The following is a 15952-nucleotide window of genomic DNA, read 5'->3' as shown; positions in this document are numbered from 1 at the left end:
GTATAGAAGTTGGGTTAAAAGCTCACTAATGTTCAGGCTCACGGTTCGCACCGGCGATCCGCCTCCCTGTTAGATAATGAGGTCGAGTTGCTTTTTCGCGTCCTAAGTGCAATCAGCAATATAATTCAGCAGCAGTTTAGAGCGTTCGATTGAATATGACAGTTGAAATCATTGGGCGCGCCTGTATCGCTCCTGGAGCAAAATCGCCCCAGGCGCTTTTCAAGGTCTTGCGTCAGGGCAAATGCACCGTCACGACGATACCGTCCGATCGCTGGGATCTCGCGCGATTCTGGCATCCGGTCATGGGGAATCAGGGCAAGACCTACTCCTTCGCAGCCGGTGTGCTCGACGATATCTATGATTTCGATGCCGCCGCCTTCGGCATGTCGCAGCGCGAGGCCATGTATATGGACCCGCAACAGCGGGTGCTGCTGCAGTTGGCCTGGCGCGCGCTTGAAGACGCCAATATTTCCATCCCTTCCCTGCACGGGGAAAATGTCGGCGTCTATGTCGGCGCGTCCAGCCTCGATCATGCCAACCTGACCGTCGAGGACCCGGCCGCCGCCGGCCCTTATTTCATGACGGGCAACACGCTCTCGATCGTCTCCAACCGGATTTCGCATATTTTCGGCCTGAGCGGACCAAGCATGACGGTCGATACGGCCTGTTCCTCCTCCCTGGTCGCTCTCGATCAGGCGATGCGGGCGATGAACGCCGGCGAAATCGATACAGCCATCGTTGGTGGCGTCAATATTCTTGCGCATCCGCTGCCCTTCGTCGGTTTTGCGCAGGCGCGCATGCTGTCCCCGGAAGGGCTTTGCCGCGCCTATGACAATGATGGTGGCGGCTATGTGCGCGCGGAAGGCGGCGTTGTCTTCGTGCTGCGCCGCTCCGATCGCGCCAGGCAGGAAAAAGACCGCAGCTACGCCAAGATCGTTGCTTCCGGCGTCAATTCCGCCGGCCGCACCAACGGCATTTCGCTGCCCTCGCGCGAGGCGCAGGCAAACCTTTTGCGCTCGATCTATCAGGGCAACAATATCGACGCCAACCAGGTTGCCTTCGTCGAAGGCCACGGCACCGGGACCAAGGTCGGCGATCCCGCGGAAGTCTGGTCGATCGGCACGGTCATCGGCACCAATCGCCGCGCACCGGTTCCGATCGGTTCGATCAAGTCGAACATCGGCCATACGGAGCCTGCATCTGGCCTGTTCGGCATGCTCAAGGCCGTCATGGCGCTCGAGAACAACTATCTGCCGGCCTCGCTGCATTTCGACACTCCGAACGAAAACATCGACTTCGAAGGTCTCAACGTCCGCGTGACAGCCAATCCGATCGAACTGCTGCGTGGCAAGCGCGCCCGTCTTGCCGGCATCAACTCGTTCGGCTTCGGCGGTGCCAACGCCCACGTCGTAATCAGCGATCCGGACCCGGTGCAGGACGACAGAACCCGGAGCAATGCGACCGGCCATGTCTTCATGGCCAGTGCGCACACCGTCAACAGCCTGGAAGAACTGCTGAAATCCTACAAGGCGGCTTTCGGCAAGGCATCCCGGGACGAAACCCGCGCCCTCATTGCAGCGTCCGGAGCAAACCGGACCCAGATGCGCCATCGGTTTGCCGCCCGCAGCGACCAACCCGAAGACATCATCCGCGCCATCGCCAGCCATCTCGAAAAGCCGGCCTCCGACATCGGCGAAGCCGGTGAAGCCATTACCAAGGACGCCAAGGTTGCCTTCGTGTTTTCCGGCAACGGATCGCAATGGGCCGGCATGGGTGTCGAAGCCTTTCGCGAAAACCTGCATTTCCGCCAGAGCTTTACGTCGGTCAGCGCACTCTTCAATTTCCATTCCGACGTGGTTCTTACCGAACTTTTGACCGATCCGGATCTCGACAAGAAACTGTCGGATACCAAGATCGCCCAGCCGCTTCTGTTTGCCGTCCAGGCAGCCCTGTCCGATTCGCTGGTTGCAATGGGCATCAAGCCGACGGCCGTCTTCGGTCACTCGGTCGGCGAAATTGCCGCGGCCTATGCTGCCGGTGCCGTGTCGCTGGTCGATGCGGTCTCGATTGTTGCCAAGCGCTCCCTGCACCAGGACCTGCTCGCTGGCCAGGGAACCATGGCTGCGGCCATGCTCAGTGAAGAACAGGCCGTTGCCTTCGCCAAGTCGCGCGGGCTTGAGCAGATCTGTGTCGCCGCCATCAACGCGCATAATTCCGTGACGATTTCTGGACCGGCAAACGAGGTCCAGGCGTTTCGTGATGCGGCGCGCAAGGCCAAGATTCCGGTCCAGATTCTCGACATCAACTATCCCTTCCATCATCCGATCATCGATCAGGCGAAGAAGTCCTTCCTGGCCGATATCCCGGACATCGCGCCGCGCAAGTCGGAACTCGTCTATCTCTCGACGGTGACCGGCGAGAAGCTCGACGGCACCTATCTCGATCCGGACTACTGGTGGAAGAACGTCCGGGAGCCGGTGCGCTTCCAGGCGGCGACCGAGGCCGCCATTGCGCTTGGCTGCACGCTGTTCATTGAAATTTCGCCGCGTCCGATCCTGTCGTCCTACGTCAAGGAAACGATCAAGCAGTCTGCCGTTGCCGGAACCGTGGTGCCAACGCTCCTGCGTGACCCCGGCGAGAAGGGCCAGGATCCGATTTCACGGGCCATGGCGCGCGCGATCGCCCATGGTGCCTCCTTCGACGAAGCCCGCCTGTTCGGAAAGCGCAACGCCTTCGTGCGCGTCCCCAACCTGCCGTTCGAAACGGTCGAACTGCGTCCGGCGACGACCAGCGATGCAACCGACCTGTTCGGGCGCGGCAACAAGGCCCCCTATACGCTGGCAGGCTGGCGTTCTGATCTTAACAGCGGCAGCTGGAAGAATCATATCGACGGCCATCTTTTCCCCGATCTGGCCGAGCACGTCGTCGACGGCAAGGCGATCCTGCCAGGCAGCGGCTTCATCGAGATCGCGATCTCGGCTGCGCAACAATATTACGGCACATCCGACGTCGACATCACCAATCTGGAAATCGTCCGGCCTTTGGAGCTGGGCGAGACCCGGATGATGGAGCTTTCGACCATCCTTTCGCCGGAAACCGGTGACATCGAAATCCGCTCGCGTGAACGTCTGACCGAAGACGACTGGGCGGTTCACGCCGTGGCACGAAGCCGCAAGCCGATCACGCAAAGCGAACCTGCGCCAGCCAATCCGTTTGCCGGCATGGAAAAGACCGCCACAGTTACGCCGGACAAGGCCTACGAGACGGCCCGCCAGTTCGGCCTCGATTACGGCCCGCGTTTCCAGCTTCTGGCGAAAGCCATATCCTATGGCGACCGCTTCATCGACGTCGAACTGAAGGATCCGCAGGACGCCGGTCATCCGTTCGTCAGCTACAGCCTCAATCCGATCTCGGTTGATGCAACGTTCCATGGTCTTGTTGCACTGTTCGACCGGTTTACCGGCGAAGTCGGCGGCGCGCCCTATATTCCGGTGCGTTTCGGATCCGTGCGTGTCCGCAGTTCGGGCCAGACGATCAAGCGTGCGATCGTTGAGATCGAGCGCATCAGTCCCAATTCCATCAAGGCGAAGTTCCGCTTCTTCGACAAAGCCGGCGCGATGATCGCGGCCTTCGATGACTGCCGCTTCCGCCGCACCTATCTGCGCCAGCACAAGACGCTGGAGACCTTGTCTTTCCATTACGAGGCCGTGCTTTCCGACTGCGATGCCGCATTTTCGCCTGCGAGGCCGGCGACCGCCCTGCCTTCGCCCTTGCTGGCTGTTTCGGACGATGTCGGCATCGACAATGTGACGCTGCTGTTCAACGCGGCGATCTACCGGGCCTGCCACGAGATTGCACTGAAGCTTGGCAAGGGAACCGCGCGGGTCGACACCCGATCGATACCTGGAGACTTCGCGTTCCGCTGCTTCCTCGCGAGCTGTCTCTATATTCTGGAGGATGCCGGACTGTGCGAACAGAAAAACGGCATCTGGAAAATCGCGTCCGAATTCTCGCTTCCTCCCGTCGGGGAGATCCTCAAGGAGCTTTACGGCGAACGGGCGGAGCGCGCTGTCGAAGCCGTTCTCATCAACAACGCCTATGTCGAAGCGCTCGATCGTCTCGACAGGCTTTTTGCTGCTGATATCACCAGCGTCGATCCTGACGGCACAGCGAAAATCGCGCCGTTTATCAGCGATGCGACGCTCGACCACCAGATGGTACATTCGGAATCAAGCCGGCAACGGATGGATCTCGTCATCGCGGCAGCCGAAACGGCGCTGCAGAATGCCCGCAACAATGCCGATCTGCGGATCGTCGAGGCAGGCACCGTCTCGGCCGGCTTTACCCGCCGGCTGGCAACGCTGGCTGCGCGCTACCAGGCGAGCCTCATTGTCGTCGAGCCGCGCGAGAATGCGCAGCGTAACCTCGAGATTGCGTTCGAGGACGATGCGCATGTCCGCATCCTGAAAAAGGAAGAGTTCGCGTCTATTCCGGCTTTCGGCCTGGCGGTCAGTGCCTCGGATACGCTGTTCACACTGGTCGATGAAGACACGGCGGTCCGCAACGCCATGCGCACATCGCTCGTCGCGCATGGCGCACTCGTCGCTGCGACCAATGCACCGACGGTCTTCAGCGATTTTGCCTTCGGTCTGACGGAAAACTGGTTTGCCCGCAGCCAGTCCGTCGAATTCCCGATCGGCAAGCTCGCGACGGTCACCCAATGGCAGAAGTGTCTCACCGATCTCGGGCTGCACGACGTCGTCGTCGACGACCGCGAACTGTCGCACGGCAATATCATCACCGTCGAAGCGCGCGGTGCGACGTCGGACAGCGCGGCGCCGCTTTCGCTCGAGGCCGGCGTTGAAGCCAGCCGGTCGATTCTGGTGCTTCATGAAGGCAACATGTTCGATCTCATGCGGTCGGTTCCGCCCGGCATCGATCAGGGCGCCCTCGTGCCCGTGCATGTCACCGGCGATCTCGATGCCGACAAGGCACGCCTTCTGCAGGCCTTTCAAGACTTCGGCAACAAACCGCTTCGGGCCGTCTATGTTTCCGGTGCGACCAGCGGCGACCGCACCGGCGATTCCGCTGTTCTGCAGACACGCGTTCTTGCTTTGAGTGCCTTTGCGGAGGCCCTGCGCCAGCATTTTGCCGGAACCGAACCGGGCGTCGACAAACGACCGAAGCTTGTCATCGCCGCACCGGGCGGCGCTCCGGTTTCTGGCAAACATCAGGGATCGAGCGTCAACAGTGGCCTCTGGTCCTTCGCAAGAGTCGTCCAGAACGAATATGATCTCCTCGACATCCACCTCGTCGATTTCAACGGCCTTGGCGACGGCGGAACCGGCGGCCAGCTTGCGGCTGCAATTTCCATGCTGGGCCAAGACGGTGCAAACCGCGAATGGCTGTTCGACGGCAAAACGGGCCTGTTGAGAGAGTTGCGTGCCGTTCCGGGTCCGGTGGATCTGTCCCTGCGCAAAACGACTGCCTTCCGTGCCGCAACCATCCGCCAGCGCGTCAGTTCGCAGGTCGGGAGCATCACCTGGGAAGAATGCGATGTCCCCAAGCCCGGCCCCGGCGATATCGTCGTCAAGGTTGCTGCCGCTGGCCTGAATTTCCGTGACGTCATGTGGGCTATGGGCCTTTTGCCGGAAGAAGCGCTGGAAGACGGCTTTGCCGGCGCCACCATCGGCATGGAGCTTTCCGGCCATGTCGCCGCCATCGGCAGCGGCATCACCGACCTTTCGGTGGGCGACACCGTCATGGCAATCGCACCGGCTGCGTTTTCGACGCATGCGCTTGTGTCGCGCTCCGGCGTGGCAAGACTGCCCGAAACGGTCAACCCCGTTGCAGCTGCCACGGTTCCGGTGGCCTTCCTCACCGCCTATTACGCCATGGTCGAACTTGGCCGTATCAAGGCCGGTGAAACCATTCTGATTCATGGTGCTGCCGGTGGCGTTGGCCTTGCCGCGCTGCAGGTCGCAAAACTGGCCGGGGCCAAGGTGATTGCCACGGCGGGGACACGCGAGAAGCGCCGTTTCCTGAAGATGCTGGGTGCCGACCATGTATTCGATTCCCGCACGCTTGCCTTTGTCCAGGACGTGCTGCGCGTCACCGATGGCCAGGGCGTCGACCTCGTGCTCAACTCCCTGTTCGCAGAGGCGATGGAACAGAGCATATCGCTCGTCAAGCCGTTCGGCCGTTTCCTCGAGCTTGGAAAGCGCGACTACTACGGCGACAGCAAGATCGGCCTGCGGCCGTTCCGTCGCAATGTCAGCTATTTCGGGATCGATGCCGACCAGCTTCTGGTCAATGCACCGGAGCTGACCAAGCGGATCTTCACCGAAATCGGTGCACTGTTCGAGGAAGGCAAGCTCGTGCCCCTTCCCTACCGTGCCTTCGATTTCGACGAGATCGGCAATGCGTTCCGCCTGATGCAGAATGCCGGCCATATCGGCAAGATCATCGTGATGCCCCCGGTTGCGGGAAAGCAGCAGGTGGCCAAACGCCCGTCCGGCCGCATGGAAGTCGATGCAAACGGCGTCCATCTGGTCGTCGGCGGCATTGGCGGCTTTGGTCTTGCCGCTGCCAACTGGCTGGTCGACAAGGGCGCCCGCAATATTGCGCTCTGCTCGCGCCGCGGCGTTGCCGATGACGAGACGCTAGCGGCGATCAAGCGCTGGGAAAAGAAGGGGGCATCTGCCACCATTCATGCCTGCGACGTCACCGACGAGGTTGCTGCCGGCGAACTTCTTGGCGCCCTGCGCCAGATCGGGCCGATCAAGGCCATCATCCATGCCGCGATGGTTCTCGACGATGCGTTGATCAACAACCTGACGCGCCAGCGCAACCAGCCTGTCATCGACGTCAAGGCCAAGGGCGCTGCAGTGCTCGACAAGCTGACACGCGTCGACACGCTGGATCACTTCATCCTGTTTTCTTCGGCGACGACACTCGTCGGCAACCCCGGGCAGGCCAATTATGTTGCGGCCAATGGCTATCTCGAAGGTCTCGCCCGCGCCCGCCGCAGCGAAGGCCTTGCTGGTCTCGCCGTCGGTTTCGGCGCGATCGCCGACAAGGGCTATCTGGCCCAGAACACCGACGTCAACGACCTGCTGGCCAAGCGCATCGGAAAGACGGCCCTGAAAGCCCAGTCTGCCCTGGAGCAGGTGGAAAACCACATTCGCTCCGAGCCGGGCACCGTCGATGCCGCCGTGGTGATGATTTCGGAATTCGACTGGAACGCCGCACGCAACCTGCCTGTGGTCAAGCAGTCGCTGTTCGACGTGATCCTGCGGACCGCCGACCAGTATTCGACCGGTGGCGAAGGAACCACCATGGACCTCGTGGCCATGATCGAAGGCAAATCGCCGCAGGAGGCGGAGGACGTCCTGTATGAACTGGTCGCGAGCGAAATTGCTGCTATCTTGCGCGTCTCGAAGGACACGATATCGCGCAACAAGATCCTGAAGGAAATCGGGCTGGACAGCCTGATGGCTGTCGAACTGGGCATGAGCTTCCAGCAGAATACCGGTTTCGACATGCCGCTCAGCGGTGTTGCCGACAATACGACGGTTGGCGACGTTGCCCGCAAGCTGCACGAAAAAGTCAGCAAGCGGGATCAGGGCAGCGATGAGCAGGACGAGCCGGGCGACAGCAAGCTTGTCAGCGAACTGACACAGCGCCACGTCGGCACGGCCACGGAGAAAGCAGCAAGCCAATGAACAGGGAAGACAACCACCCGGCGGTTCCGAAGATGAACAGCAGCGTCAAGGAAAGCCTGCTGGACCGCATGCGCAATGCGCATCAATCTTCTGAACGCAATCGCATGGCGCGGTCGGAGCGCGATGTTCCGCCGCCTGTTCGCCGCAAGCAGACGAAATTCGAGGATCTGCCGGAATACAAGCAGCTACTGGCCCAGAAGCTCGCCAGCGAACAGCTTGGCATCAGCAACCCTTTCTATCGCGCCCATGAGACAGCAGCCGGTGCGACGACGGTCATCGACGGGCGCAAGCTGATCAACTTTGCGTCCTATGATTATCTTGGCCTCAACCGCCATCCGCACGTCCTGTCAAAGGCGCGCGAAGCGATGCAGACCTTCGGTATATCGGCCTCGGCAAGCCGTGTGGTGGCAGGCGAACGACCCGTGCATGCAGAGCTGGAAGATCGGGTGGCGGCCTTCTACGGCGTCGATGCGGCCGTCTGTTTCGTCAGTGGCTACCTGACCAATGTCGCGGCGATCAGCTGCCTGATGGGTCCGAAGGACCTCATCGTCCATGACGAATTCATCCACAACAGTGCGCTGGCCGGTATCAAGCTTTCCGGTGCCACGCGACGCCTTTTCAAGCACAACGACGCTGCCGATCTCGACCATGTGCTGCGCACCGTGTCCGGTGACTATCGCCGCATTCTGGTCATCGTCGAGGGCGTCTATTCCATGGATGGCGACGTCGCCAACCTGCCGGCGATCATGAAGCTGAAGGCCGAATATGGCTTCTGGCTGATGGTCGATGAGGCCCACTCGCTCGGCATTCTTGGCAAGCGCGGCAAGGGCACGTTCGAGCATTTCGGTGTTGATCCGCGTCAGGTCGATATCTGGATGGGCACGCTTTCGAAGACGACATCGAGCTGTGGTGGCTATATTGCCGGCAGTGCTGCGCTGGCGGCGGTGCTGAAGGCGTCGGCTGGCGGTTTTGTATACAGCGTCGGCCTTGCACCGGTGTTGACGGCGTCGGCGATTGCTAGTCTCGACATCGTCGAGAACGAGCCTGAACGGCCGGCCGCCCTGAAACGCAACGGCGCCCTGTTCCTGAAGCTCGCACAGGAAGCTGGCCTCGATACGGGCCTGAGCGCCGGCTACTCTGTCGTTCCCGTGCTCGTCGGCGATTCGCTGCGGGCCGTGCAGCTTTCGAACGACCTTTTGGCCGCCGGCGTCAATGCCCTGCCGATCATCCATCCGGCCGTGCCCGAAGGGCTCGCGCGGCTGCGCTTCTTCATCACCAGCGATCACACGGAAGAGCAGATCCGCCAAACGGTTGCCCTCACCGCCGAAAAGCTGAAGGATCTGACCGAACGGAACTTTGGTCTCGGCTCCGTCGATATCCAGCAGATGATGAAATTGCTCGCCGCACGCTGACAGAGAACCGAGTGCGGACCGTCCCATGACACATGTTATCATCACGGGCGGTTCGAGCGGCATCGGCCTTGCGATCGGCCATATCTACGCGGCGCGCGGTGCCAGGATTTCCCTGATCGCCAGAACAGCGGCAACCCTGGACGCCGCCCGCACAGCGATCACAGCAAGAGAAGGCATCGACGCGGCCATGATCGCCGTCGCCTCGGCGGATGTGGCGCAAGAGGCGCAGATCCGCGCTGCCATGCATGCCTGCGAGGCACGGTTCGGCCCCTGCGATATTCTCGTTACCGCAGCCGGCATCGTTCATCCCGGTCCGTTCGATACCCTGTCTTCGGCGGATTTCGACCAGCAGATGGCCACCAATTTCCAAGGCAGCGTCTATGCCGTGCGCGCCGTCTATGACAGCATGTGCGATCGCGGATCCGGCCGCATCATGCTGGTTTCATCCGGCGCCGGACTGATCGGCATCTATGGCTATGCCGCCTATTGTGCCTCGAAATTCGCCTTACACGGATTTGCCGAGGCCCTGCGCTCTGAAGCGCGTCCGCGCGGCGTCCGGGTCAGCGTCTGCTTCCCGCCGGATACGCAGACGCCGCAATTCGACGGCGAGATCGCGCTGCGACCACCCGAAGCCGCAATCATCATGGGAGCGGTTCGGCCGTGGTCGGCAGAGACGGTCGCCAACAACATCGTCCGGGCGATCGACAGGGGGCGTTTCGACGTGTTCTTCGGCCTGTCGCTCCATGCGCTGGGCCGCTTCGGTTCGACGCTGAAACCCTTCCTCAACTGGTGGTTCGACCGGGCTATCCGCAGTGTCCGCAGCATCCGCCGCTGAAAAGGCACGGTGTGTCTTTACCGGACCCGGATCGCAGCGCGCCTGATATAACGCGCCGGATCGCCGGGGAACCGGAAACCACCGTCATGATTTCAGTCTTAAATCGATTCCGATTTCCGGAATTATGCAGTAGAGCATTCAAACCCCGTGGTGGTTCCAACGACGGGGCCAACGCATTACTGCAACAATCAAGGGTATCCTTTTGGCGTTGACGTCGATCCACCTGCACGACAGCCCCGTATTGCTGACGCTCTTCTGCTATGCGCTTTCGTGCCTGGTCATCCTGTTCACGGATCGCTTTGCCCTGCCCAAGCGGGAACGCCGGAAGCACCGCCCGCCGACACGCCCGAAAGACCATGTCATCGAGGCTTTGGCACGCCTGCCGGTGATCTTCCTCGTCTTCGCCGGGTTCTTTGCCATTTCCTGGCGACCGCTCTACGCTGGCGCGGGGACAATGAGTTTCTTCATCATCTTCACCGCGATCTCGCGTGCGAAATTCAAGTTCATCCGCGAACCGCTGGTGTTTTCAGACATCGCCCTCGTCGCAGACGTGTTCAAGTACAAGTCGATCTTCTACGCCAACTCGCTGAACATCGTTTTCTGGACTGTCGCCTTCCTTTACGTGTTCGGCGTCTCCGGGCTCTATATGTATTTCGAGCCGGATCTGATCCCCGACCGTCACTGGTTTATCTGGGCCGTGATCATGCTGGCCATCGCCGATGTCCCATGGCTGCTTCTGTTCTACGGCCCGGTCAACAGGTTGACGGCCGACATGGTGCGAAAGATCGTCGGCAAGCCAAGTGCCAGGGTCAGCACCATCCGCTTCGGAACCTTCACCTCCGTCGTCTTCCATTTCATCATGTGGCTGGGCGCGCGGCGCGAGAAGATCGTTTCGGAGTTGCAGGAACGGTTCTTTGCGGCCGTTCAGGACCTGATCGGCCACGATGCGGACAACAAGGCGCCGCTGGTGATCGTCTGGCAATCGGAATCGTTTCTCGACATGCGGCGGCTGGGTGTCGATACGCTGGCACTGCCGACCATGGACCGCCTCCAGAAGCGGGCATCGCAATGGGGGCTTCTGGCAACGGTGTTCGAGGGCGGTTACACGCTGCGCACGGAATTTGCCGTTCTGAGCGGCCTCCTGCCGGATGATCTGCATGTCGATGCCAGCTATCCCTATCTTCGGGCGAGCCACTACACCGATGTCGTCTGGCCGACCAAGCTGAAGAATGCCGGCTGGAGCACGCATTTCATCCATCCCTATGACCGCACCTTCTTCCTGCGCCACAAGGCTATGCCCCAACTCGGCTTCGAAAAGATGACCATGCTCGACGAATTCGCGCATGACGTGGCACGGGATGGCCCCTATGTTTCAGATGCGACCCTCACGGAGAAGGTCATCGAACAGGTAGAGGCCCAGACCGACGCCAAGGGCAGTCTCCTGTTTGTCGCCTCGATGGCCAACCACGGCCCCTGGGAGCCCGGCCGCTGCGGCGAACTGACCGACCCTGTGAGCATCTACCTCGAGATTCTGCAGCAGTCGGATGCTGCCCTCGGAACGCTGGTCGATCATCTTGACGCACTCGACCGGCCGGTCTGGCTGGTGTTCTATGGCGACCATGCGCCCTTGCTGAAGTCGTTTGCCGATCCTTTCCCGGACCCGCGCACCGATTATTTCATCGTCCCGCTCGGCTCGGTGCGCAATGCCAGGGGATCGTCCGTGCCGGCGCAGACGGAGGAACCTTGGAACCTGTTCGAGGCGATGCTGAAGCACGCCAATCTGCAGAAGGATGAACTGCAATAAGAGACCGGCGCACAACAACAGGACGTGGATCATGGCTGCGGGGACAGCGGCGATGACAGGGCAAAACCGTGTCTTCCTGTTTCTGCAAGGGCCCTCCTCGCCGATCTTCGCCAAGATCGCCGACCGTCTGGAGGCGCGCGGTCACCGTTGCCTCAGGATCAACCTCAACGCCGGCGACCGGATCTTCTGGCGCCGGCGGGGCGGCTATAATTTCCGCGGGCGTCCGGCAGACTGGGAGAGCTATCTTGCCGCTTTCCTCAAACGGCACGCGGTTACGGATCTGGTGCTGCTCGGCGAAGAACGTGCCTATCACCAGGCGGCCCTTGCGATGGCCAAACGGGAGACCGTCGATATCTACGTCGTCGAGATGGGTTACCTGCGGCCGGACTGGCTGACGCTCGAGCGTGACGGCATGTCGTCGAACTCGCATTTCCCCGCCGATCCAGGCCAGATCATCGCCGCCGGCCGCGATCTGCCCGAGCCGGACTGGCAGCGCCGCCATAGCCAGACCTTCCTTGCGGAGGCGACCTATGACCTGCTCTACAATCTGCCAAACGTCTTCCTCTGGTTCCTCTATCCCCATTACCGCCGGCATGCGCTGTTTCATCCCCTGGCCGAATATGGCGGCTGGCTGCTGCGGCTTGCCGGCGAAGGCCGACGCAAGGTGGCTGCAACGGTTCTGGTCGACCGGCTGGCCAAGGGCGACACGCCCTTCTTTGTCTTTCCGCTGCAATTGCAGACGGATTTTCAGTTGCGCGCCCATTCCCCTTTCAATGGGCAGCATCAGGCCATCGACGAGGTTTTGGCTTCGTTTGCAGCGTATGCGCCGGCGGGCACCACGTTGGTCGTCAAGGTCCACCCGCTCGACAATGGCCTGATCGACTGGCAGGCGCACATCCGCAAAACCGCCGATAGGCATGCTCTCGGCGACCGCGTGTCCTTTCTCGACGGCGGAGACCTGAATGCCTTGCTGGAAACGTGCTTAGGCGTTGTAACGATCAACTCGACGGTCGGCCTGCACGCGCTTCAGCGCGGCCGGCCAGTCAAGGTGCTCGGCACGGCGATCTTCAATATCGATGGCTTGACCGACCAGGTGGCGCTGGATCGGTTCTGGGCAACACCGGCACTTCCGGACGAGGCCCTGCGGACCGCATTCCTGCGGCTGCTTGCCGCCTCCATCCAGGTGCGCGGCAATTTCTATTCCGCTGAGGGCACCGATGCCGGCGCCGATGCGATCGCCGCTCGGCTGGACGCGGGCACGGTCAATGAGCCCGGCGCCTATGTCGATCCGCCACCCCGCGGGAAGCCGGCAAAGCGGCGGCAATCGACCTGACTGCGGTTTTTAATGTCCCAGCCAGATCTTGATGCCATAGCCGACAATACCGACAGCCAGTACGCCCGCCGTCCACAGGGCGACGAACCAGAGCAATTTGCGCGGCAGGCTGTTTTCCGACATCAGTGATAGCCCTCTTCCGGATCGACCTTTCCACGAAACACCCAATAGGCGTAGCCGGTGTAGATCAGGATGATTGGCACCAGGATCAGCGCACCGACAAGCAGGAAGGCGAGGCTCGAATCCGGCGATGCCGCATCCCAGATCGTCACCGATGGCGGCACGATGAACGGATAGAAGCTGATGCCGATTCCGGCGTAACCCAGGACAAAAAGACCGAGGGCCGCGAGGAAAGGCTGGACATCGCGTTTGTTGCGGATGCCGGACAGCAGCAGTGCAAAGCAGCCCAGGACCAGAGCCGGAACGATGATGCTGAAGACCGCCGTCGGAAAACTGAACCAGCGCTCAAGATAAAGCGGCTCGAGGAAGGGCGTCCAGAGGCTGACCACCCCCATGGCGGCAATGGTGGCGAAACAGGCGCGAAAGGCGATCCGCCGGGCCTTTTCGTTGAGGTCACCGCTGGTCTTCATGACCAGCCAGGTGGCGCCGAGAAGGCCGTAGCCGATCACCAGGGCAAGACCGGTGGCGAGGGAGAATGGCGTCAACCAGTCCCACCAGGCGCCGGCATAGGCGCGATTGGCCACAGGGATGCCCTGCACCAGCGCACCGAGTGCCACGCCTTGCGAAAAGCCGGCGAGCAGAGACCCTCCGGCAAAAGCCCAGTTCCACAGGAACTCGCCACGTTTCGTGCGCCAGCGATATTCGAAGGCGACGCCGCGAAAGATCAGTCCGAGCAGCATGGCGATGATCGGGGCGTAGAGCGCCGGCAGGATGGTGGCATAGGCGAGCGGAAACACCGCCATCAGGCCGCCGCCACCCAGCACCAGCCAGGTCTCGTTGCCGTCCCAGACCGGCGCCACCGAATTCATCATGACGTCGCGATCGTGCTTTTCCGGAAAGAATGGAAACAGGATGCCGACGCCGAGATCGAAGCCGTCGAGAATGACATAGGCCAGCACGGCAAAGGCGATGATTCCGGCCCAGATTAACGGAAGATCAATGGCCATGATGCGTGCCTCCATGCTTGCTGTCGGGATGGTTGTTTCCAGTGGCCGGGCCGGGCGTGATCCCGGCGGTCCTCAGCGGCCCGTCGTCGAGATCGGGCATCGGATCACGCGGCAGGCGCCTCATCAGGCGCAGGATGTAGAATGTGCCTGCGCCAAAGACGAAGAAATAGACGATCACGAAGGAGATCAGCGAGGCAGCAACGGCCGGCGCCTGCACGGGCGAGATCGAATCCGCCGTCAGAAGGTGGCCATAGACCGTGTAGGGCTGGCGCCCGACCTCGGTTGTGACCCAACCGGCGAGCACGGCGACAAAGCCGGCCGGTCCCATCAAGATGGCGGCCCGGTGCAGCCAGTCATTGCTATGAAGCGTACCGCGATAGCGGTTCCACAGGCTCCAGAGCCCAAGGCCGAGCATGGCAAAGCCGATGGAAACCATGACCCGGAACGACCAGAAGACGATGGCGACCGGCGGCTGGAGCTCTTCGGGTATGGTGTCGAGCCCGGCCAGCGGCGCATTGAGATCGTGTTTGAGGATCAGGCTCGACAGCTTCGGGATCTGGATCGCATAGTCGATGCGCTTCTCTTCCGAATTGGGGATGCCAAACAGGATCAGCGGCGCACCATCCGGATGGCTTTGATAATGGCCTTCCATCGCCATGACCTTGGCGGGCTGATGCTCGAGCGTGTTGAGGCCGTGGAAGTCGCCCGCCAGGATCTGCATCGGAGCGACGATCATCACCATCCACATGGCCATGGAGAACATGGTGCGCGACCGCCTCGGGGCTGTGTTGCGCAGAAGATGCCAGGCGCCAACGGCGCCGACGACGAGCGCCGTGGTCAGATAGGCGGCGAGCACCATATGGACCAGGCGATAGGGGAAGGACGGGTTGAAGACGATTTTCCACCAGTCAAGCGGAATGAACTGGCCGGCCGCATTCATGCCGAAACCATCGGGCGTCTGCATCCAGGAGTTCACGGAAAGAATCCAGGTGGCCGAAATCAGCGTGCCGAAGGCAACCATGCCAGTGGCGAGAAAATGCAGCTTCGGCCCGACCCGGTGCAGGCCGAAGAGCATGACACCGAGAAAGCCCGCCTCGAGAAAGAAGGCCGTCAGAACTTCATAGCCCATCAGCGGCCCGATGATCGGCCCGGCCTTGTCGGAAAATACACTCCAGTTCGTCCCGAACTGGTAGGACATGACGATACCGGAGACCACGCCCATGCCGAAGGCGACGGCGAAGATGGTCTTCCAGAAATTGAACAGGTCCATGTAGACCTGATCCTTCTTCCAGAGCCACAGTCCCTCAAGCACTGCCAGATAACTTGCGAGTCCGATGGAAAAAGCAGGGAAAACAATGTGGAAGGATACGGTGAAGGCAAATTGTATACGGGCGAGCAGAATCGCGTCAAAGGTCTCGAACACGGAACATTCCTTTCCTCGGTGATCGCCGCCGGGTTCGTGCCCGGTCGTCTATCGGGCATCTCCGTTCGAACCTTCAGGTTCACCGTCGCTTCAAGTCTGCGCCAAAGCGGGCAAAGGTCAATGTCATTTTCCCGCCATAGTGTCACACCGTGACAATCTCGCGCCTGCGGCATTATCGACCGACCCTGCGCGGCCTGCAAGCGCATGCGTCTGCGGCGGGCCCTGACATCGCGCTTTTGAATCGTTTTTTCATCAACTGCGGCGGTCATTTGAATCGGTTTTTCGAAAAATGCG

At 61.1% G+C, this 15952-nt stretch carries 8 protein-coding genes; 5 read left to right on the top strand and 3 right to left on the bottom strand.

What is annotated here, in order from left to right; genetic code table 11:
- The first annotated feature begins 155 nt into the window (after window positions 1-155).
- From AX760_RS01735 to AX760_RS01715, 5 genes are all read left to right on the top strand, one after another.
- A complete protein-coding gene (locus tag AX760_RS01735; protein ID WP_071831118.1) occupies window positions 156-7724 on the top strand; it encodes a type I polyketide synthase in 7569 nt (2522 codons plus the stop codon).
- On the top strand, window positions 7721-9136 hold the full coding sequence (locus AX760_RS01730) for an aminotransferase class I/II-fold pyridoxal phosphate-dependent enzyme (protein WP_071831117.1): 1416 nt from the start codon (window positions 7721-7723) through the stop codon (window positions 9134-9136). Before AX760_RS01735 ends, AX760_RS01730 begins: the two co-directional genes overlap by 4 nt.
- A 25-nt stretch (window positions 9137-9161) precedes the next feature.
- A complete protein-coding gene (locus AX760_RS01725; protein ID WP_071831116.1) occupies window positions 9162-9971 on the top strand; it encodes an SDR family oxidoreductase in 810 nt (269 codons plus the stop codon).
- A gap of 202 nt (window positions 9972-10173) precedes the next feature.
- Window positions 10174-11775 (top strand): LTA synthase family protein, encoded by a 1602-nt coding sequence (locus tag AX760_RS01720; RefSeq protein WP_071831115.1) that lies wholly within the window; start codon window positions 10174-10176, stop codon window positions 11773-11775.
- 31 nt (window positions 11776-11806) lie between these two features.
- Window positions 11807-13108, top strand: coding sequence for a capsule biosynthesis protein (locus AX760_RS01715; RefSeq protein ID WP_071831114.1), 1302 nt, complete (start codon window positions 11807-11809; stop codon window positions 13106-13108).
- Window positions 13109-13117: 9 nt separating this feature from the next.
- Here the strand turns inward: AX760_RS01715 and AX760_RS26550 are convergent, their stop codons facing one another.
- The 3 genes from AX760_RS26550 to AX760_RS01705 are packed head-to-tail and all read right to left on the bottom strand — an operon-like array spanning window position 13118 to window position 15658.
- Window positions 13118-13231, bottom strand: a complete 114-nt coding sequence (locus AX760_RS26550) for a DUF2474 family protein (RefSeq protein ID WP_139276022.1) — start codon at window positions 13229-13231, stop codon at window positions 13118-13120.
- Complete coding sequence (gene cydB, locus AX760_RS01710; RefSeq protein WP_071831145.1) at window positions 13231-14235, bottom strand: cytochrome d ubiquinol oxidase subunit II; 1005 nt, start codon at window positions 14233-14235, stop codon at window positions 13231-13233. The genes AX760_RS26550 and cydB overlap by 1 nt, the downstream gene beginning before the upstream one ends.
- Entirely contained in the window at window positions 14225-15658 is a 1434-nt protein-coding gene (locus AX760_RS01705; RefSeq protein ID WP_071831113.1) for a cytochrome ubiquinol oxidase subunit I, read from the bottom strand. The genes cydB and AX760_RS01705 overlap by 11 nt, the downstream gene beginning before the upstream one ends.
- Between the last annotated feature and the right edge of the window lie 294 nt (window positions 15659-15952).

The sequence above is a fragment of the Pararhizobium antarcticum genome (genome assembly GCF_001885585.1).
Taxonomy (GTDB): domain Bacteria; phylum Pseudomonadota; class Alphaproteobacteria; order Rhizobiales; family Rhizobiaceae; genus Pararhizobium; species Pararhizobium antarcticum.
Note: the sequence above shows the minus strand (reverse complement) of the source record. Positions and strands in the feature narration are given on the sequence as shown.

Excerpts from the sequence above, each read along its gene's own strand:
- AX760_RS01735 (WP_071831118.1), top strand. The coding sequence starts at position 156 with ATGACAGTTGAAATCATTGGGCGCGCCTGTATCGCTCCTGGAGCAAAA.
- AX760_RS01730 (WP_071831117.1), top strand. The coding sequence starts at position 7,721 with ATGAACAGGGAAGACAACCACCCGGCGGTTCCGAAGATGAACAGCAGC.
- AX760_RS01725 (WP_071831116.1), top strand. The coding sequence starts at position 9,162 with ATGACACATGTTATCATCACGGGCGGTTCGAGCGGCATCGGCCTTGCG.
- AX760_RS01715 (WP_071831114.1), top strand. The coding sequence starts at position 11,807 with ATGGCTGCGGGGACAGCGGCGATGACAGGGCAAAACCGTGTCTTCCTG.
- AX760_RS26550 (WP_139276022.1), bottom strand. The coding sequence starts at position 13,231 with ATGTCGGAAAACAGCCTGCCGCGCAAATTGCTCTGGTTCGTCGCCCTG.
- cydB (WP_071831145.1), bottom strand. The coding sequence starts at position 14,235 with ATGGCCATTGATCTTCCGTTAATCTGGGCCGGAATCATCGCCTTTGCC.